Here is a 17,399-nt window from a genome sequence, read left to right as displayed (position 1 = left end):
CAGCCGGCGGGTCTCCTCCGCGAAGATCGGCGATCGCGCGCCCCGGACCGGCCCGGTACACTACGCCGACGTGGACACGGCGCTTCGTGCGACTACCGAACCCCGGCCGACGTACCCGAACGAAGACGGCACGCCCTACTGATGCAAGTCATCCTCGCCAACCCCCGCGGATTCTGCGCCGGCGTCGATCGTGCGATCGAGATCGTCGAGCGCGCGCTCGAGACGTTCGGTGCGCCGATCTACGTGCGCCACGAAGTCGTGCACAACCGTTTCGTCGTCGACAAGCTGCGCGGCCAGGGAGCGATCTTCGTCGACGAGCTGGCCGAAGTGCCCGACGGCGCGACGGTGATCTTCAGCGCGCACGGCGTGTCGCAGGCGGTGCGCGGGGAGGCGGCCGAGCGCGGCCTGCGCGTGTTCGACGCGACCTGTCCGCTGGTGACGAAGGTGCACATGGAAGTCGCGCGCCACGGCAAGGCCGGCCGCGACGTCGTGCTGATCGGTCACGCCGGTCACCCGGAAGTCGAAGGCACGATGGGGCAGTGGGATCCGTCCAACGCCGGTGCGATCCATCTGGTCGAAACACCCGAATGCGTGGCGGACCTGCGGCCGCGCAATCCGGAGCAGATCGCCTTCGCCACGCAGACCACCTTGTCGATCGACGACACGCGCGCGGTCATCGAGGCCCTGCAGCGGCGTTTCCCGGCCATCGTCGGGCCGCGCCACGACGACATCTGCTACGCCACGCAGAACCGCCAGGACGCCGTGCGCCGGCTCGGCCAGCAGTGCGACCTCGTGCTGGTGGTCGGCTCGCCGAACAGTTCCAACTCCAACCGCCTGCGCGAGCTGGCCGAGAAGCAGGGCGTGCCGGCCTACCTGATCGACGGGGCCGGCGACATCCGCGCCGAGTGGCTGACCGGGCGCGAGCGCATCGGCGTCACCGCCGGCGCCTCGGCACCGGAGAGCCTGGTGCGCGAGGTCGTCACCCATCTGCGTGAGGCCGGATGCGCCAGCGTGCGCGAGCTGGACGGCGAGCCGGAGAACGTGACGTTCGCGCTGCCCAAGGAGCTGCGCCTGCGGGTGGTCGCCTAGCCACCGGCGCCGCTTTTCCCGCCAGGCTGCTCACCCGTCCGGCAGCTTCGCCCGCCGTGCCTGCGCAGGCGCCGTGCCGCTCGTCGGTTTTGCGGGCGCGACGGTCGGCTGCCTCTTAACTTCGCGCGCGCTCCGCCGCTAGCCTTGCGCCGACTAACCTCCCGGGACTGCGGGCGCTTTCCGAGGCCGCGACGCCGGGCTGTCGGACCGAAAGAGCAGGGGCTGTTTCGATGCGAACACACGTACTCGCCGGACTTCAGGGCGGCTCGGGGATTCGTCCCGCGCGCGGCTTCACGCTCGTCGAACTGCTGGTGACGATCTCCATCGTCGCGATCCTCGCCGCGCTGGCATTCCCGAGCTATCGCGAGTTTTCCATTCGCATGTCGGTCAGCGACAACACCAACAGCCTGGTCGGCGCCCTCAACGCCGCGCGCTCGGAGGCGGTGAAGCGCGGCCGCGCAGCCGCGGTGATCGCCAATGGCGGCAGCTGGACCAACGGCTGGCAGGTCGTCGTCTCCGCCGAAGATGCCGACGGCAACATCCAGGACACGCCGACCTCGCCCGGGACCACCGCGGCCGCATGCGAGGGCTATCTGGATGACGCGGCGAACGGCGACAGCACGGTGCCGCTGTGCCTGCTGCACCGCGACGCCCTGGCCGAGGGCTACCGCATTCTTTCGGCGAGCGAAGGCGGCGGCGCCGACGACCAGGTGGTGTTCACGCCGACCGGTGCGCTGCGCGATGCGACCGGCTTCGATTTCAGCGTGTGCCGGCCGTCCGCGGACGCCGACCCGACGCAGTCGCGGCGGATTCGCGTCACCGGAACCGGCCTGATCGAATCGCGCCGCGATACCACCGATTCCACGGCCGGCAGCTGCAGTTGAGGACCCGCACGATGCGCATTTTGAACCGGACCCGCGGCTTCACCCTGCTCGAGGTGCTGATCGCCGTACTGGTGTTCAGTCTCGGACTGCTCGGCGTCGCCGGGCTCATGGTGGTGTCGGTGCGCACCAACCACAGCGCCTACCTGCGCACGCAGGCCTCGTTCCTGGCCGAGTCGATGGCCGACCGCATGCGCGGCAACCTCGGCCACACCGTGGAATACGTCGACGAGTACGAAGGCTCGGACGGCACCGGAGAGCCCGGATGCCAGGCTTCGGTCTGCACGGCCGCGGCCGTAGTGGCGCGCGACAAGGAGATCTGGAACCGGCAGCTTCGAGAGTTCCTGCCCAATGCGGATGCTTCCATCAATTGCGAAGGCACCCAGCTGGGCACCGGCGCGCAGACCGGCACCGCTCCGTTCAACGGCCTGTGCACGATGATCATCCGCTGGACCGAAGCCGGGCTGGATCGCCCCGCCGATGCGTCCTCCCGCGACCAGCCCGCCACGCAGACCTTCGCCTGGGTGTTCCAGCCATGACCTCGACGCGTCAGACCCTCCAGCGCCCGCAGCGTCGGGCGGATTCCATCCGGGGCTTCTCGCTGCTCGAGATCATGATCGCGCTGACCCTGGGCCTGCTGCTCAGCATCGGCATCATGACCCTGTTCAGCGGTACCAGCCGGACCAACAAGCTGCAGGACGGACTGGCGCGCCTGCAGGAGAACGGTCGCTTCGCGGTGACGCGCATGGAGCAGGACCTGCGCATGTTCGGCGCCCAGTACTGCAGCAACACGACCGGCCCGAGCTCGCCGGATGCGGCCGTGCCGATGGTGCCGGTGCGCGCACCGATGGTCTACGCGACCGATCTCCAGCTGCCCGACAGCAACATCAACAGCATCGACGCCGACGGCAATCCGTCCCAGGACGCGGCGACGGCAGCCTACACCCTGAGCCCGCGCTGGTTCGTCCAGGGCTACGCGTGTTCCGCCGCGGACTGCACGCCGGCGCTGCCGACCGGCACGATTCCCGACATGGGGCTGGCCGACGGGCAGCGCGTGCCGGCTTCCGACGTGTTGACCATCCGCTACCAGCGCGGCAGCGGATGGACGGTTCCGGTGAATGCCTGCAGCGTCGCCTCCGGTACGGACCTGGCGAACGGCGACACCATCACGGTGACGCCGCAGACCGGCGACGATCCGATCAGCGGCATGTCGGCCGGCCTGGCCCTGGTGTCCGACTGCGTCAGTCCGGCCGTGCTGCCGATCGCCGCCGTTTCCGGCAACGTGCTGACGATCGGCGCGGGTCCGGATGCGACCGGCGGGATACTCGCCGGCGCGGGCGGCTTCCTGTGCAAGGGCAACCGCACCCGCGACGTGCGCCTGTTCGATTTCAAGGGCGGGTTCGTCACGGTCAGCTACTACCTCGCGTTCCGTGCGGACCAAAATCCCGACGCGCGTCCGAACAGTTCTGCCGACCAGCGCCTGATTCCCGTGCTGATCCGCCGCGAGAACGGCGTCGAGCAGGAACTGGTGCGCGGCGTCGACCAGCTCGCGTTCCGGTACGGCGTGCAGGACATCAGCGGCAGCACGCAGTTCCTGACCGCCGACGAAGTCAACGATCGCACCGACTGCCCGCCGCCGCCGCCGGGGCTCAACATCGAGCCCGGCTGCATGTGGCGCTCGGTGCGCGCCGTCGAGTCGCATCTGCTGGTGAACACGGTGGACGAGATCGGCCCGCTCGACGAGGCCAGCCGCACCTATCACTTCGACGGCGAGGAATTCGCAAGTCCCACCTCGCTGCCGTCGGGACTGAGCACGGGCAACCAGATGCGGCGCGAGTTCGTCGCCTACACCACCGTCCGCAACCGGAACTTCTAGGCCACCGCGATGAAACCGCACTCCAACCGCCTGCCTGCGCGCCAGCACGGCGCCGTCCTTTTCGTCGCGCTGATCTTTTTGCTGCTGATCACGCTGCTGACGCTGACCGCGATCGGCACGTCGATCCTGCAGGAGAAGATGACCGGCGGCATGCGCAACCGCCAGCTCGGCCTGATGGGTGCCGAAAGCGGATTGCGCGGAACCGAAGCGTGGCTGTGGAACCTTTCCTTCAGCGGGACCCAGCCGTTGCCGCCGTGCATCGAGAGCAGCTCGGGCACCTGCGTGTACCGGCCGAGCGTCGACGGCACGCTGCCGCTCGCCGTGCAGAAGTTCCGCACCTCCAGGACCTGGGAGTCCGCCCTGCCGGGCACGCCGAGCTATGGCGGCACGCTGACCGGACTGAGCGGCGACAGCGAGACCGCGTCGCTGGCGACCCAGCCGGTGGTTCTGGTCGAGGACCTCGGGCCGAACGTGCCGCCGGGCGCCGGCAGCCAGTCCGGAGCGATCGACGACGAACGCAAGGGCGGCGCCGGCACGGCCTGGTTCTATCGAATCACCTCGCGCAGCCAGGGCGGCACGGCGGCCGTCCTCAGCGCGAACGAGAGCGTGTTCTCGACCGTGAACCTGACCAATACCGGCATCGAGCCTTGAGCAGGCGCGAATCCTTCGAGGAGCCAACCCCATGACCAGGATGCGATCGTCCTTCACCCTGTCCCTGGCCGCCACCGTGGCCTGCCTGCTGGCCGGCCTGCCGCAGGCCGTATCCGCTCAGGATGCCGCGGAGGGCACGGTCGACCTGCTGACCACGCCGCCGGAGCTGACCTCGAAGGTCGCACCGAACGTGGTGCTGACGTTCGACGATTCGGGCTCGATGGGGCGCAACCACATGCCCGACCAGCGTCCTTACACCGGTGCAGGCTGGGGCGCCACGGATCAGCAGGATACGAGCGGTACCGCGACGTACCCCGGCTCGGACCTGAGTCCGTACCTGTGTGCGGGTGTCATCGACCCGCGCATCACCGACGCGGCCGACCCGAAATCCTGGGCGATGAACGGCGTCTACTACAACCCCAACGCCAAGTACGATCCGCCGCTGAAGGCCGACGGCACCTCCTTCCTGCAAGCTGCATTTGATGCGGCATGGGACAACGGCATCATCGCCAACCGGCCGGCTTCCCCGACCGCCTCCACCAAGCGCAATCTCGGTACGGGATCGCGTTTCTGCGGCAAGTCGGCCGGCTACTACCGGCTCAAGAGCACCGTCACGCTGACTCTCGGTACGGACGGAAAGATCAGCAATACCGGCACGCTGTACACGGCGTCGAACTGGGAATGGGTAGTCCTTCCAGCCGACGAACGGCAAAATTTCGCCAACTGGTATTCGTACTATCACACGCGCTACACCGCCTCGGTCACTGCGGTGTCGCGCGCGTTCGCCACGTTCGATCGCAACATCCGCGTGGCCTGGCAGAACATCAACACGCGGCAGATCGCCACGTCGACGGGCATCTTCCCGTTCGAGAACGTCAGCGGAGCGCAGACGCGCAACAATTTCTACACCTGGCTTTTCTCCACTCCGGTGGGCGGCAACACGCCCAACCAGGCGGCCGCCGATCGCGTGGGCAAGTTCTTCCAGCGCGACACCGGTGCGGCGGACACCAATCCCTACTGGGATCGTGCCCTCGACAAGGAGCTGAGCTGCCGCAAGAACTTCCACATCCAGATGACCGACGGCTTGTGGAACAACAGCGTCGTGACGGTGACTCAGACCGACACCACGGGAGTGGATCTGCCGGACGACGAGACCTATTCGACGTCCGCCGACGTGTCGAAGATCTTCTGGAACGAACTCAGCAGCGGTCAGAAGACGATGGCCGACATCGCCTTCCACTACTGGGCGACCGACCTGCGACCGGGTTTCCAGAACAATGAGCAGACCAAGCTCAAGGTGCGCCCCTATCTCGCCGACCGCACCACCGGCGTCACCGGAACCACGCCGCTGGGTCCGGGCGACAACTGGCTGAATAACGAGGAGCTGTACTGGAACCCGGCCAACGATCCGGCGACCTGGCCGCATCTGGTCCAATTCATGATCGGCTTCGGCGTCGACGGCACGATCCGCAAGACCGCGGACAACCTGCTCAAGCTGCGCAAGGGCCAGCTGCAGTGGCCCAAGCTGCAGGGCAACAGCCCGTATTCGGATACGGCCGAAAAGATCGACGACATGTGGCACGCGGCGATCAACAGCCGCGGCGAGTTCTTCGCCGCCTCCAATCCGGCCGAGCTGATCGAGGCACTGCAGAAGATCATCGCCAGCGTGGTCGCGCAGAGCACCGCGTCGACGCCGGAATCGATCTCGCTGCCGATCCTGACCGGCGGCAACAGCGGCTACCAGGGCGGCTACGACAGCAGCGACTGGTCGGGTACGTTCCGCCGCTCCCAGCTCGACGACGCCGGCGCGCCGACGGCCGCGGAATGGGACGCCGGCTGCCTGCTCAGCGGAGGTCTCTGCGACGACCCGCCCGGCACCGGCACCGCCCGCGACCCGAACGATCGCATCATCATCACCTCGGACGGCAGCGGTACCGGCGTGCCGTTCCGCTGGACCAATCTCAGCACGGCGCAGCAGAACGCGCTGAACCAGAAGCCCGGCGCCGCGACCTGCACCGGGGGTACCACGGAGTGCGACGGCTACGGCTCGATCCGGGTCGACTATCTGCGCGGCAATCGTGACCATGAAACCGTCACGACGACGCCGGCGCTGCGTGCGCGGGGTTCGGTGCTGGGCGCCGTCGTCAACGGCGAGCCGGCCTACGTATCCTCGCCGCGCTCGGGCTACCACGACATGTTCCCGGCGGATTCGCCGGAGGCGCAGGCGGCCGCAGCCAGCGAGGACGACAGCTACGCCGGCTACCAGAATCAGCAGCGTTCGCGCCAGCCGATGACCTACGTCGGCGCGAACGACGGCATGCTGCACGCGTTCGACGCGGACACCGGTGCGGAATCCTGGGCCTACGTTCCGAACCTGCTCATCCACAACGGCCGCCTGGCCAAGTCGACGATTCGCGAATCCGGTCTGACCCCGGGCGTCGACTCGCGTCCGCGCGAAGCCGACGTCTTCGTCGACGGCAGCTGGCGCACGATCCTGCTCGGCTCGATGCGCCTGGGCGGACGCGGCATCTACGTGCTGGACGTGACCGAGCCGGCGATGGAAAGCGAGACGAGCGCTGCGGGAAGCGGTGGCGTGGTCATGTGGGAGTTCACCAGCGGCGACACCGCCAGCACCGACGGCGACGGGCCCTGCGTCGCCGGTTCGCGCTCGTGCGCGTCGCTCGGCTACACCTACGACTCGGCCAACGTCGCGCGCCTGCACTACCAGAACAAGTGGGTCGCGGTGGTGTCGAGCGGCTACTTCCCGTCCAATGCGGACGCGGCCGCAGCACCGGGCGACCGCCTGGAAGCCGCCGCCAAGCGCACCTCGCTGCTCGTCATCGACCTGGAGTCGGGCACGCTGATCCGCGAGATCCCGACCAGCGACGCTCCGCAGGACCGGCCGAGCGGATTCAAGACCTTCGGCCTGTCCACGCCGATGGTCTACGACCTCGCTTCCGACGAGGTGGACGATCTCGTCTACGCCGGCGATCTCGCCGGCAATCTGTGGCGCTTCGATCTTTCCTCGGAGAACATCGACGAATGGAAGGTGGACCTGATGTTCACCACGTACGGCAACGGCGGCGCGAGTGCCGTCGGTGACCAGCCGATCGTCTTCAACCCGACCGCGTTGCGCGATCCGGGCACGCGGCGGCCGATCATCGTCGTCGGCACCGGCAAGTACCTGGGCAGCGACGACCGCACCTCGGCGATTCCGGAGCAGGCGTTCTACGGCATCCGCGACTACGGCACCGAATCGTCGGCGTATCCGATCAAGGTGAGCCAGCTCGTCACGCAGACGATGACGCAGGGCACGGACAATACGCGCAGCATCACCGGCTTCGAGGAACCGACCGAGGTGGTGAGCGACGTCCCGCCGATGCGCCTGACCGTCACCGATCCGGATACCGGAGAGGCGACCGTGTCCTCCGTGATGGCCAACGGCTGGCGCATCCCGCTGAACATCGACACCGAGCAGGGCGAGCGCGCGCAGCGCCGCGCACTTCCGCTCACGACCGGCAACGTCGCCCTGCTGTACGGCCTGATCCCGAAGAGCGACGATCCCTGCGATCCGGGCGCCCGCTATTCGATCATGGCCGTCGACGGCGGCACCGGAGCGCCGATCACGAGCTGGGGCGGCAGCGGCAGCGGCAATACCCTGGTCGGTGCCGTGGCCAATCTGTCCACTCCGCCGGCCGATGCGATGGTCGCGCGCGGCGGCGGCAGGCTGGTCATCCCGGGTCTCACGCCGCTGCTGGCGGAGCAGGTACGCGAAACGCTGGACAAGGCCGTCCCGCCGTGGCATCGCGGCGCCTGGCGCGAACTGCTCGGCTGGTGACGACAATCCAATGCGCAGCGGCAGCCGCGCCCATGCACGCGAGGGGAAAATGGCCAGTCAGAAGAACCGGGGATTCACGCTCATCGAGCTGATGATCGTCGTGGCGATCGTCGCGATTCTCGCGGCCATCGCCTATCCGAGCTACACCAACTACGTGCTGCGCACGCGCCGCGCCGACGGCAAGGAGTTCCTGATGCGCATCGCCGCGGCGCAGGAGCGCTATTACACGAACTTCAACCGCTACGCGACGTTCGACGAGCTGAACCTCGGCAGCAACACGTCGGAGAAGGGCTACTACGCCGTCGAGGTGACGCGCGAGAACGGAAACCAGACCTACCTGTTGACCGCGGCGCCGCAGGGAGCGCAGGGCGCCGACCAGTGCGAGAACCTGCTGCTGACCAACACGGGCGCCAAGGACTGGTCCGGCCCCAAGCCGCCGCCCAACGGAAACTGCTGGTAGAAGGCCCCGCCGGACGGCCGGAACCGGGCCGGACGGCTTGTACCGGAGTGCGTGGCTTGTCTATACTCCGCGCCCCCCGCCGGAGTAGCTCAGTTGGTAGAGCGGCGCATTCGTAATGCGTAGGTCGGGGGTTCGATTCCCTTCTCCGGCACCACGTCTGGCGGGGCGATGACGCAAGCCGTCGTCGCCCCGTTCCCCGAGGCAGGATCGTCCCAGCGGCGATCACGCAGCGAGTCCGGACGGTTCCAGGGCGGTTAGCTCAGCGGTAGAGCATTGCCTTCACACGGCAAGGGTCGCAGGTTCGATCCCTGCACCGCCCACCATTTCCGAAACCCGAAAACGGCGGCATTCCGCCTCGGCGCGCAGCCCGCGCCGCCGTTGCGCGGCGGCGGCTGGCCGCGCGACTCGCGCTGCTGGTACGCTGCGCGCCCGCCGCATTCCTCGCCCGCACTCGTCGTCGCCCATGAACATCGCCACGCCGAACCACGATTCGATCCGCGCCGTGCTCTGGCAGGGCGACCACCTGCGCCTGCTCGACCAGCGCCGCCTGCCGGTGGAGGAAACCTACGTCGACTGCCGCAGCGCGGAGGAAGTCGCCAGCGCGATTCGCGACCTGGTCGTGCGCGGCGCGCCGGCGATCGGCATCGCCGCCGCCTGGGGCGTCGTGCTGGCGGCGCAGAACGAGCCGGAGCGCCTCGAGGCGGCATCGGCGCATCTGCGCGCGGCGCGGCCGACCGCGGTGAACCTGATGTGGGCGCTGGATCGCATGGCCGGCGCCGGCACGGACGCGCAGGCGCTCGCGCGCGAGGCGCAGGCGATCCAGGACGAGGATCTGGCCGCCAACCGGCGCATGGGCGAGCTCGGCGCGGCGCTGCTCGACGCCGACGCCGGCGTGCTGACCCATTGCAACACCGGCTCGCTGGCGACGGCCGGCTACGGCACCGCGCTCGGCGTGATCCGCGCCGGCGTCTCCTCAGGCCGCATTTCGCGCGTGTACGCGGGCGAGACACGGCCGTGGCTGCAGGGCGCGCGCCTGACCATGTGGGAGCTGCTGCGCGACGGCATTCCGGCGACCCTGATCGCCGACTCGGCCGCCGCGCATCTGATGAAGTCCGGCGCCGTGCAATGGGTCGTCGTCGGCGCCGACCGCATCGCCGCGAACGGCGACACCGCGAACAAGATCGGCACGTACCAGCTGGCGATTTCCGCGCGGCACCACGGCGTGCGGTTCATGGTCGTCGCGCCGTTCTCGACCGTCGACATGGCGACCGCCGGCGGCGCCGACATCGAGATCGAACTGCGCGCTCCCGACGAGCTGCTCGGCTACGCCGGCCAGCGTACCGTCGTCGCCGGCGCGCAGGCGTGGAACCCGGTCTTCGACGTGACGCCGGCCGGCCTCATCGACGCGATCGTGACCGAGCGCGGCGTCGTCGAGCGCCCCGACGCGCAGCGCATGGCCGAGCTGTTCCGCCGGACGCGCTGACGCGCCGCCCGGTTCGCCGCGCATGGCCCTGCGCAAGGAAATCCTGCTGTTCGCGATCAGCGGCGCGATCGGCTTCGTCGTCGATGCGGGCATCGTGCAGTGGCTCGTGCGCGGCTTCGCGTTCAACCCCTACGGCGCCCGCGTGCTGTCCTTCCTCGCCGCGGCGACCACGACCTGGGCGTTCAACCGCCGCTATACCTTCTCCGGCCGCAGCAGCGGCAGCAAGCGGCGCGAGCTGCTGCGCTACCTGATCGCGATGGTATTCGGCTTCGCGCTGAACTACGGCACCTACGCGGCCTGTCTGGCGCTGTGGCCGCTGGTGCACCAGTGGCCGGCGATCGGCGTCGCGGCCGGTTCCGTCGCCGGCGCGTTCGTGAACTTCCTCAGTTCCAAGTACTGGATCTTCCGAGCGCCCGCGCAGTCCGCGCCGGCGCCCCGCGGGCAGGGCTGAAAACGCCCGCCAAGTCCCTCTGCCGACAGGGAAAAAGTCCAAAATTCCCGGGCTCGTTGTGCTATGATTTCATGTTGCCTTCGAGCCTGCCCGGACGCCCGCGTCCGGCCGCTGCGAACGGCATCGGAATCATCGGAATTCACCGCTCCGCAGAGGATTGCTGATGGCTGAACTGGCCAAAGAAGTCATTCGCGTCAACATCGAAGACGAAGTCCGCAAGAGCTATCTGGACTACGCGATGAGCGTCATCGTCGGGCGCGCTCTGCCCGACGTGCGCGACGGCCTGAAGCCGGTGCATCGGCGCACGCTGTACGCGATGCACGAATCGAACACGGTCTGGAACCGTCCGTACGTGAAGTGCGCGCGCGTCGTCGGTGACGTGATGGGTAAGTACCATCCGCACGGCGACTCTTCGATCTACGACGCGCTGGTGCGCATGGCGCAGGACTTCTCGATGCGCTACACGCTCATCGACGGCCAGGGCAACTTCGGTTCGGTCGACGGCGACGAAGCCGCGGCGATGCGCTACACCGAGTGCCGCCTCGACCGGCTGTCGTCGGAGCTGCTGGCCGACATCGACAGGGAAACCGTCGACTACCAGCCGAACTACGACGAGAAGGAACTCGAACCGACGGTGCTGCCCACGCGCATCCCGAACCTGCTGGTGAACGGCTCCGCCGGCATCGCGGTCGGCATGGCGACGAACGTGCCGCCGCACAACCTGGGCGAGGTGCTGTCGGCGTGCATCGCGCTGATCGACGATCCCGAGCTGGGCTTCGACGATCTCATGCGGCTGGTGCCCGGCCCCGACTTCCCGACCGCCGGCATCATCAACGGCTCGGCCGGCATCGTCGAGGCGTACAAGACCGGCCGCGGCCGCATCCTGGTGCGCGCCAAGTGCGAGATCGAGAGCGAGGACAACGGCCGCGAGACGATCATCGTCACCGAGATCCCGTTCCAGGTGAACAAGGCGCGGCTGATCGAGAAGATCGCCGAGCTGGTCAAGGAAAAGCGCATCGAAGGCATCTCCGAGCTACGCGACGAATCGGACAAGGACGGCCTGCGCGTCGTCATCGAAGTGCGCCGCGACACCTCGGCCGACGTGCTGCTGAACAACCTGTTCCAGCAGACCCAGCTGCAGGTCACGTTCGGCATCAACATGGTCGCGCTGCTCGACGGCCAGCCGCGCACGCTCGGCCTGCGCGAGATCCTCGACGCCTTCATCCGGCACCGCCGCGAAGTCGTCACGCGGCGCACGATCTTCGACCTGCGCAAGGCGCGCGACCGCGCCCACATCCTGGAAGGCCTGACCGTCGCGCTGGCGAACATCGACGAGATGGTCGAGCTGATCAAGACCTCGCCGTCGCCGGACGAAGCCAAGGCGCGCATGCTGGCCCGGCGCTGGGAACCGGGCATGGTGCGCGCGCTGCTCGCCGCGGCGGGTGCGGATGCGTCGCGGCCGGAAGGCCTCGACCCTGCCGTCGGCCTGTCCGACACGGGCTACCAGCTGTCGGAGACGCAGGCGCAGCAGATCCTGGAAATGCGTCTGGCGCGCCTGACCGGACTGGAGCAGGAGAAGCTCACCGACGAGTACAAGGAACTGCTGCGCACGATCGCCGGGCTGATCGAGATTCTCGAGAACCCCGACGTGCTGCTGAAGGTGATCCGCGACGAGCTGGTCGAGCTGAAGGACCAGTACGGCGACGCGCGCCGCACCGTCATCCAGGCCAGCCAGGAGGATCTCGACATCCTCGACCTGATCGAGCCGGAGGACGTCGTCGTCACGCTCTCGCACACCGGCTACGCCAAGCGCCAGCCGGTCAGCCTGTACCGCGCGCAGCGCCGCGGCGGCAAGGGCCGCTCGGCGACGAACATGAAGGAAGAGGATTTCGTCGAGCGGCTGTGGATCGCCAACACGCACGACACGCTGCTGGTGTTCACCAGCGTCGGTCGCGTGTTCTGGCTCAAGGTCTACAAGCTGCCCGACGCGGGTCCGAACGCGCGCGGCAAGCCGATCGTGAACCTGCTGCCGCTGGAGCCGGACGAGAAGGTGCAGGCGGTGCAGCCGGTGCGCGACTTCGCCGAGGACCGCTACGTGTTCTTCGCCACGCGCAACGGCACGGTCAAGAAGACCCCGCTGACCGAGTTCGCGTTCCAGCTGCAGCGCGGCAAGATCGCGATCGGCCTGGACGAGGGCGACGCCCTCGTCGACGTGCAGATCACCGACGGCGCGCGCGACATCCTGCTGTTCGCCTCGAACGGCAAGGCGGTGCGCTTCGACGAAAGCTCGGTACGCTCGATGGGCCGCACGGCGACCGGCGTGCGCGGCATGCGCCTGGCCGAGGGCGAGGAGGTGGTCAGCCTGATCGTCAGCGAAGGCGAGGACGACATCCTCACCGCGACCGAGCGTGGCTACGGCAAGCGCACGCCGCTGGTCGACTATCCGCGCAAGGGACGCGGCACGCAGGGCGTGATCGCGATCCAGTGTTCGGACCGCAACGGCGCACTGGTCGGCGCGGTGCAGCTCGGCGAGAACCACGAGCTGATGCTGATCTCCAACCAGGGCACCCTGGTGCGCACGCGCGCCAGCGAGATCGCGCGCGTCGGCCGCAACACCCAGGGCGTCACCCTGATCCGCCTTCCGGCCGACGAGGCGCTGGTCGGCGTGGTCAAGGTCGAGGCCCTGAGCGACGAGGGCGAGGACGCGGAAGCGGAAACCGCGCCGTTGCCCGGCGGCGAAGAAGGCTGATCGAACGCCTTGCGAACCGGCCGGCCGCGAACGCGCCGGCCGGTCGCTGCGCTCAGCCGATCGCGGCGAGCATCGCCTCCGCGCCGGATACCTTGAACTCTCCCGGCGCCTCGACGGCGAGCTTCTTCACCACGCCGTCCTCGGCGTAGAGCGCGAAGCGCTTGCCGCGCAGGCCCATGCCGAAGCGTGTCGCGTCCATTTCCAGGCCGAGCGAGCGGGTGAAGGCGCCGTTGCCGTCGGCCAGCATCAGCAGGCCGTCCGGCACGTTCTGCGCTTTGGCCCAGGCGCTCATCACGTAGGCATCGTTGACCGCGATGCAGGCCACCTCGATGCCGCGGCTGCGGAACTGCGCGTAGTGCTCGACGTAGCCGGGCAGGTGCTTGGCCGAGCAGGTCGGGGTGAACGCGCCGGGCACCGAGAACAGCACCACCTTCTTGCCGCCGAAGATCTCGTCGGTCGCGATCGGCTGCACGCCGTCCTTGAGGATGTCGAGGGTTCCGGCTGGGATGCGTTCGCCTGGCTGGATCGTCATGGGTTGGCCTCGGGAAGGGAGGGGGGATCATACGGCGCCGCAGGACCGATCAAATAGGCTCTTGAAAGCCTAAGGCGCAGCTCCATCTTCGTCGCATCGCGGCGATGCTCGCCGCACAAACATGCGGAGAGAGAAACTATGTTGGTCACCCACTATTCCCCCTTGCTGGTACGCGGCAACCTGCAGGCCAGGCAGGCGCTGGATCGCTTCTTCGGCGACGCCGAAACGAGCGCCTGGGTGCCGCGCGTCGACGTGCGCGAGGAAGCCGATCGCTTCGTGATCCTGGCCGACCTGCCCGGTGTCGACCCGGCCGGCATCGAAGTGCAGATGGACAAGAACGTGCTGACGCTGAAGGGCGAACGCAAGTCGGAAACGAAGGAAGACGGCGCGAAGTTCACGCGCGTCGAACGTCGCTACGGCAGCTTCGAGCGCCGCTTCACCCTGCCCGAGAGTGCGGACGCGGAGGGCATCAGCGCGGCCGGCAAGAACGGCGTGCTCGAGATCTCCATCCCGAAGAAGCCGGAACTGGCCCCGCGCCGCATCGCGATCAACGCCTGACGCGCCGGCGCGAAGAACCGCGGCAGCTTTGGTACGCTGGCATCCAGCCGGCGTACCGCATCGAGGAACGCCCAGCCCGCGGCAGCAGTGCCGCGGGCTTTGCCATTGTTGAAAAGCGCGGCCATGGATGGCCGCGGTTGGATTCGCCGAAGTCACTGCCCTTTCGGATCTCGGTGGGTCGACGAAGCAGCGATCAGGGACGATCGCAAAAGCACCTACAAAGTGCGGCCATGGAAGGCCGCGGTTGGACTCGCCGGAGTCACTGCTCTTTCGGATCTCGGCGCGTCGACGAAGCAGCGATCAGGGACGACCGCAAAGTCCAGGCACGATCGCACAAGCAACGGGATTGGGATGGAGTTCAAGGACTACTACGACACGCTCGGCGTGAAACCCGACGCGACCGACGCCGAGATCAAGTCGGCGTATCGGCGCCTCGCGCGCAAGTACCACCCGGACGTCAGCAAGGAAGCCGGCGCCGAGGACAAGTTCAAGTCGGTCAACGAGGCCTACGAGGCCCTGCGCGACCCGTCGCGCCGCAAGGCCTACGATCAGCTGCGCGCGGGCGGCTACCGCGAGGGTGATCCGTTCCGCGGTCCGCCGCCGAACTGGCAGCGCGAAACCGATTTCGGCGGCGGCGAGGGCGGCTTCGACCAGGAGAGCTTCAGCGATTTCTTCGAGTCGCTGTTCGGCGGCCGCAGCGCGGCCGGACGCACCGGGCCGCGGCCCGGGCGCGACCTGCACGCGCAGATCGCGGTCGACCTCGGCACGGCTTATCACGGCGGACGCGAGCGCATCTCGCTGCGCGACGGCAGCGGCGAGCGCACGCTGGAAGTGAGGATCCCCGCCGGCATCGCGCCGGGGCAGCAGATCCGTCTCGCCGGGCAGGGTTATCCCGGCATGCACGGCGGCAAGGCCGGCGACCTAATTCTCGAAGTGGGCCTGCGCGACGATCCGCGCTTCAAGCTCGATGGGCGCAACGTGCTGGTCAACCTGCCCATCGCGCCATGGGAAGCCGCGCTCGGCGCGACGGTCACCGTGCCGACGCTCGGCGGCAACGTCGAGCTGCGCGTTCCCGCAGGTTCCGACGGCGGCCGCAAGATGCGCCTGCGCGGCCGCGGCTGGCCGGGCAAGACGCCGGGCGACCAGATCGTCACGCTCGACGTGCGCGTGCCGAAAGCCGACACGGCCGAGCAGCGCGAGCTGTACGAAGCGCTGGCGAAAGCCTATTTCGAGTACGACCCGCGAGGCTAGCCCCCGGCCGGCATCGCCGTGGTGCGGTCAGGGGCGGCCGCACGGTCGTGCCCGGAAACGGAAGCTTGCGGGATCTGCCCGGAGCGTCGGCCGTCGGCGATCAGGGGAATCGCGGAAGGCGAACGACCGGGGCCTACCCGGCCTGGGCGGCGCTCACGCCGCCGGCAGATAGTCCTTGATCACGCGCGTCAGCTCGGCGTCGTCGATCGGCTTGGTCACGTAGGCCTTGGCGCCCTGGCGCATGCCCCAGACGCGATCGGTGTCCTGGTCCTTGGTGGTGACCAGGATGATCGGGATGTGGCTGGTCTTGGGGTCCTTGGCGATCGTGCGCGTCGCCTGGAAGCCGTTGAGGTTCGGCATGACGACGTCCATCAGGATCAGGTCCGGCAATTCGCGCTTGGCCGCCTCGACACCCGCCGCGCCGTCTTCGGCGGTGACGACCTGGTGGCCGAGCTTCTCGACCGTGCGCTTCATTCCGACCAGTTGCGAAGGCGAATCGTCGACGATCAGCACTTTGGACATGTGAACGTGTTCCCCCTGGGTGAGGGCGGCATTCTAGACAGAGGCGAGCGGTGTCGCCAGAGACGCGGTCAACCGATCCGGACGATGCTGCGGCCGAGCGATCCACCGCTCAGCATCTTATCGAAAACACCCGGTAGATCAGCGAGTTCGATCTCAGAATGGGCGATCGCGTCGAGCTGCGCCGGCTTCCACTCGCCGGCCAGATGCGCCCAGATCCGATCGCGGATGTCGCGCGCGGTGCCGGCGGAGGCGACGCCGAGGATGCTCAGTCCGCGGATGATGAACGGCATCACCGTCGTCGCCAGTTCGATGCCCGCGGCGTTGCCGCAGATCGCGATGCTGCCGTACGGCTTGATCACGCGCGTCAGTCCCGCCAGCAGGTCGCCGCCGACGTTGTCGATCGCGCCGGCCCAGTGTGCGCTCTCGAGCGGGCGCTGGCCCCAGTACAGCCCGGTCCGCGCGATGCACTGCTTCGCGCCGAGCCCGATCAGGTAGTCGAACTGCTCGACCTTGCCGGTGATCGCATGCGCCTCGAAGCCGGCGCGGGTCAGGATGTCGACGGCGAGCGAGCCGACGCCGCCGGTCGCGCCGGTGACGACGATCGGCCCCATCGACGGCACCTGGCCGTTGCGCACCATCTGGAACAGCGCGAGCGCGGCGGTGAAGCCGGCCGTGCCGAGCGCCATCGATTCGCGCAGCGTCAGTCCCGCCGGCAGCGGAATCGTCCATTTCGACTCCAGCCGCGCGTACTCGGCGTAGCCGCCGTCGCGAACCTCCGACAGGCCGCAGCCGGTGCACAGCACCTGGTCGCCTTCCTTGAACTTCGGATCGGTCGATGCCGCCACGTAGCCGGCCAGGTCGATGCCGCCGTTGAGCGGGTACTGGCGCAGGATCTTGCCCTTGCCGCTGCCGGCCAGCGCGTCCTTGTAGTTGACCGACGAGTACGCGACCTTGACCAGGACTTCGCTCGCGGAAAGTTCGTCGATGCGCATCTCCTCGATGCCGGCGCGATGCACGCCGTCTTCGTTGCGGATGCGGAAGGCCTTGAACGGAGCGAT

Annotated in this window: 15 protein-coding genes and 2 tRNA genes; 14 read left to right on the top strand and 3 right to left on the bottom strand. The window is 68.3% G+C overall.

Features of this window, described 5'->3' with window-relative positions; genetic code table 11:
- Positions 1-141 precede the first annotated feature (141 nt).
- From ispH to gyrA, 12 genes are all read left to right on the top strand, one after another.
- Positions 142-1,089 (top strand): 4-hydroxy-3-methylbut-2-enyl diphosphate reductase, encoded by a 948-nt coding sequence (gene ispH, locus ACFO6Q_RS18345; RefSeq protein WP_380022573.1) that lies wholly within the window; start codon positions 142-144, stop codon positions 1,087-1,089.
- 230 nt (positions 1,090-1,319) lie between these two features.
- The gene (locus tag ACFO6Q_RS18340; RefSeq protein ID WP_380022572.1) at positions 1,320-1,973 is read left to right on the top strand and encodes a GspH/FimT family pseudopilin; all 654 of its coding nucleotides are present in this window, start codon (positions 1,320-1,322) and stop codon (positions 1,971-1,973) included.
- An 11-nt stretch (positions 1,974-1,984) separates the two neighbouring features.
- Complete coding sequence (gene pilV, locus ACFO6Q_RS18335) at positions 1,985-2,509, top strand: type IV pilus modification protein PilV (RefSeq protein WP_380022571.1); 525 nt, start codon at positions 1,985-1,987, stop codon at positions 2,507-2,509.
- Positions 2,506-3,846, top strand: a complete 1,341-nt coding sequence (locus ACFO6Q_RS18330; protein WP_380022570.1) for a PilW family protein — start codon at positions 2,506-2,508, stop codon at positions 3,844-3,846. The genes pilV and ACFO6Q_RS18330 overlap by 4 nt, the downstream gene beginning before the upstream one ends.
- A gap of 9 nt (positions 3,847-3,855) precedes the next feature.
- Complete coding sequence (locus ACFO6Q_RS18325) at positions 3,856-4,497, top strand: pilus assembly PilX family protein (RefSeq protein WP_380022569.1); 642 nt, start codon at positions 3,856-3,858, stop codon at positions 4,495-4,497.
- Between the two features lie 31 nt (positions 4,498-4,528).
- Positions 4,529-8,335, top strand: a complete 3,807-nt coding sequence (locus ACFO6Q_RS18320; RefSeq protein ID WP_380022568.1) for a pilus assembly protein — start codon at positions 4,529-4,531, stop codon at positions 8,333-8,335.
- A gap of 49 nt (positions 8,336-8,384) precedes the next feature.
- Complete coding sequence (locus tag ACFO6Q_RS18315) at positions 8,385-8,795, top strand: type IV pilin protein (protein WP_380022567.1); 411 nt, start codon at positions 8,385-8,387, stop codon at positions 8,793-8,795.
- A gap of 78 nt (positions 8,796-8,873) precedes the next feature.
- Positions 8,874-8,949, top strand: a tRNA-Thr gene (locus ACFO6Q_RS18310).
- Positions 8,950-9,043: 94 nt separating this feature from the next.
- A tRNA-Val gene (locus ACFO6Q_RS18305) sits at positions 9,044-9,118 on the top strand.
- A 140-nt stretch (positions 9,119-9,258) separates the two neighbouring features.
- Positions 9,259-10,278: an S-methyl-5-thioribose-1-phosphate isomerase gene (mtnA, locus tag ACFO6Q_RS18300; protein ID WP_380022566.1), complete on the top strand. Its 1,020-nt coding sequence runs from the start codon at positions 9,259-9,261 to the stop codon at positions 10,276-10,278.
- 22 nt (positions 10,279-10,300) lie between these two features.
- Positions 10,301-10,729: a GtrA family protein gene (locus tag ACFO6Q_RS18295; RefSeq protein WP_380022565.1), complete on the top strand. Its 429-nt coding sequence runs from the start codon at positions 10,301-10,303 to the stop codon at positions 10,727-10,729.
- Between the two features lie 163 nt (positions 10,730-10,892).
- Complete coding sequence (gene gyrA / locus ACFO6Q_RS18290) at positions 10,893-13,478, top strand: DNA gyrase subunit A (RefSeq protein ID WP_380022564.1); 2,586 nt, start codon at positions 10,893-10,895, stop codon at positions 13,476-13,478.
- A 52-nt stretch (positions 13,479-13,530) separates the two neighbouring features.
- On the opposite strand, the gene ACFO6Q_RS18285 is transcribed toward gyrA, so the two are convergent.
- Complete coding sequence (locus tag ACFO6Q_RS18285; RefSeq protein ID WP_380022563.1) at positions 13,531-14,010, bottom strand: peroxiredoxin; 480 nt, start codon at positions 14,008-14,010, stop codon at positions 13,531-13,533.
- Between the two features lie 138 nt (positions 14,011-14,148).
- Here ACFO6Q_RS18285 and ACFO6Q_RS18280 point away from each other — a divergent pair, with 138 nt between their 5' ends.
- Together ACFO6Q_RS18280 and ACFO6Q_RS18275 are read left to right on the top strand one after the other, a co-directional pair.
- Positions 14,149-14,568, top strand: a complete 420-nt coding sequence (locus ACFO6Q_RS18280; protein ID WP_380022562.1) for an Hsp20/alpha crystallin family protein — start codon at positions 14,149-14,151, stop codon at positions 14,566-14,568.
- A gap of 351 nt (positions 14,569-14,919) precedes the next feature.
- Positions 14,920-15,819: a DnaJ C-terminal domain-containing protein gene (locus ACFO6Q_RS18275; protein ID WP_380022561.1), complete on the top strand. Its 900-nt coding sequence runs from the start codon at positions 14,920-14,922 to the stop codon at positions 15,817-15,819.
- 153 nt (positions 15,820-15,972) lie between these two features.
- Here ACFO6Q_RS18275 and pilH read toward each other — a convergent pair whose 3' ends face one another.
- Both pilH and ACFO6Q_RS18265 read right to left on the bottom strand, forming a co-directional pair.
- Positions 15,973-16,341, bottom strand: a complete 369-nt coding sequence (gene pilH / locus ACFO6Q_RS18270; protein WP_380022560.1) for a twitching motility response regulator PilH — start codon at positions 16,339-16,341, stop codon at positions 15,973-15,975.
- A gap of 68 nt (positions 16,342-16,409) precedes the next feature.
- Complete coding sequence (locus ACFO6Q_RS18265; protein WP_380022699.1) at positions 16,410-17,399, bottom strand: YhdH/YhfP family quinone oxidoreductase; 990 nt, start codon at positions 17,397-17,399, stop codon at positions 16,410-16,412.

The sequence above is a fragment of the Dokdonella ginsengisoli genome (genome assembly GCF_042652785.1).
GTDB classification, from domain to species: domain Bacteria; phylum Pseudomonadota; class Gammaproteobacteria; order Xanthomonadales; family Rhodanobacteraceae; genus Dokdonella_A; species Dokdonella_A ginsengisoli.
Note: the sequence above shows the minus strand (reverse complement) of the source record. Positions and strands in the feature narration are given on the sequence as shown.

Coding starts and splice junctions, on each gene's coding strand:
- ispH (WP_380022573.1), top strand. CDS start 142: ATGCAAGTCATCCTCGCCAACCCCCGCGGATTCTGCGCCGGCGTCGAT.
- ACFO6Q_RS18340 (WP_380022572.1), top strand. CDS start 1,320: ATGCGAACACACGTACTCGCCGGACTTCAGGGCGGCTCGGGGATTCGT.
- pilV (WP_380022571.1), top strand. CDS start 1,985: ATGCGCATTTTGAACCGGACCCGCGGCTTCACCCTGCTCGAGGTGCTG.
- ACFO6Q_RS18330 (WP_380022570.1), top strand. CDS start 2,506: ATGACCTCGACGCGTCAGACCCTCCAGCGCCCGCAGCGTCGGGCGGAT.
- ACFO6Q_RS18325 (WP_380022569.1), top strand. CDS start 3,856: ATGAAACCGCACTCCAACCGCCTGCCTGCGCGCCAGCACGGCGCCGTC.
- ACFO6Q_RS18320 (WP_380022568.1), top strand. CDS start 4,529: ATGACCAGGATGCGATCGTCCTTCACCCTGTCCCTGGCCGCCACCGTG.
- ACFO6Q_RS18315 (WP_380022567.1), top strand. CDS start 8,385: ATGGCCAGTCAGAAGAACCGGGGATTCACGCTCATCGAGCTGATGATC.
- mtnA (WP_380022566.1), top strand. CDS start 9,259: ATGAACATCGCCACGCCGAACCACGATTCGATCCGCGCCGTGCTCTGG.
- ACFO6Q_RS18295 (WP_380022565.1), top strand. CDS start 10,301: ATGGCCCTGCGCAAGGAAATCCTGCTGTTCGCGATCAGCGGCGCGATC.
- gyrA (WP_380022564.1), top strand. CDS start 10,893: ATGGCTGAACTGGCCAAAGAAGTCATTCGCGTCAACATCGAAGACGAA.
- ACFO6Q_RS18285 (WP_380022563.1), bottom strand. CDS start 14,010: ATGACGATCCAGCCAGGCGAACGCATCCCAGCCGGAACCCTCGACATC.
- ACFO6Q_RS18280 (WP_380022562.1), top strand. CDS start 14,149: ATGTTGGTCACCCACTATTCCCCCTTGCTGGTACGCGGCAACCTGCAG.
- ACFO6Q_RS18275 (WP_380022561.1), top strand. CDS start 14,920: ATGGAGTTCAAGGACTACTACGACACGCTCGGCGTGAAACCCGACGCG.
- pilH (WP_380022560.1), bottom strand. CDS start 16,341: ATGTCCAAAGTGCTGATCGTCGACGATTCGCCTTCGCAACTGGTCGGA.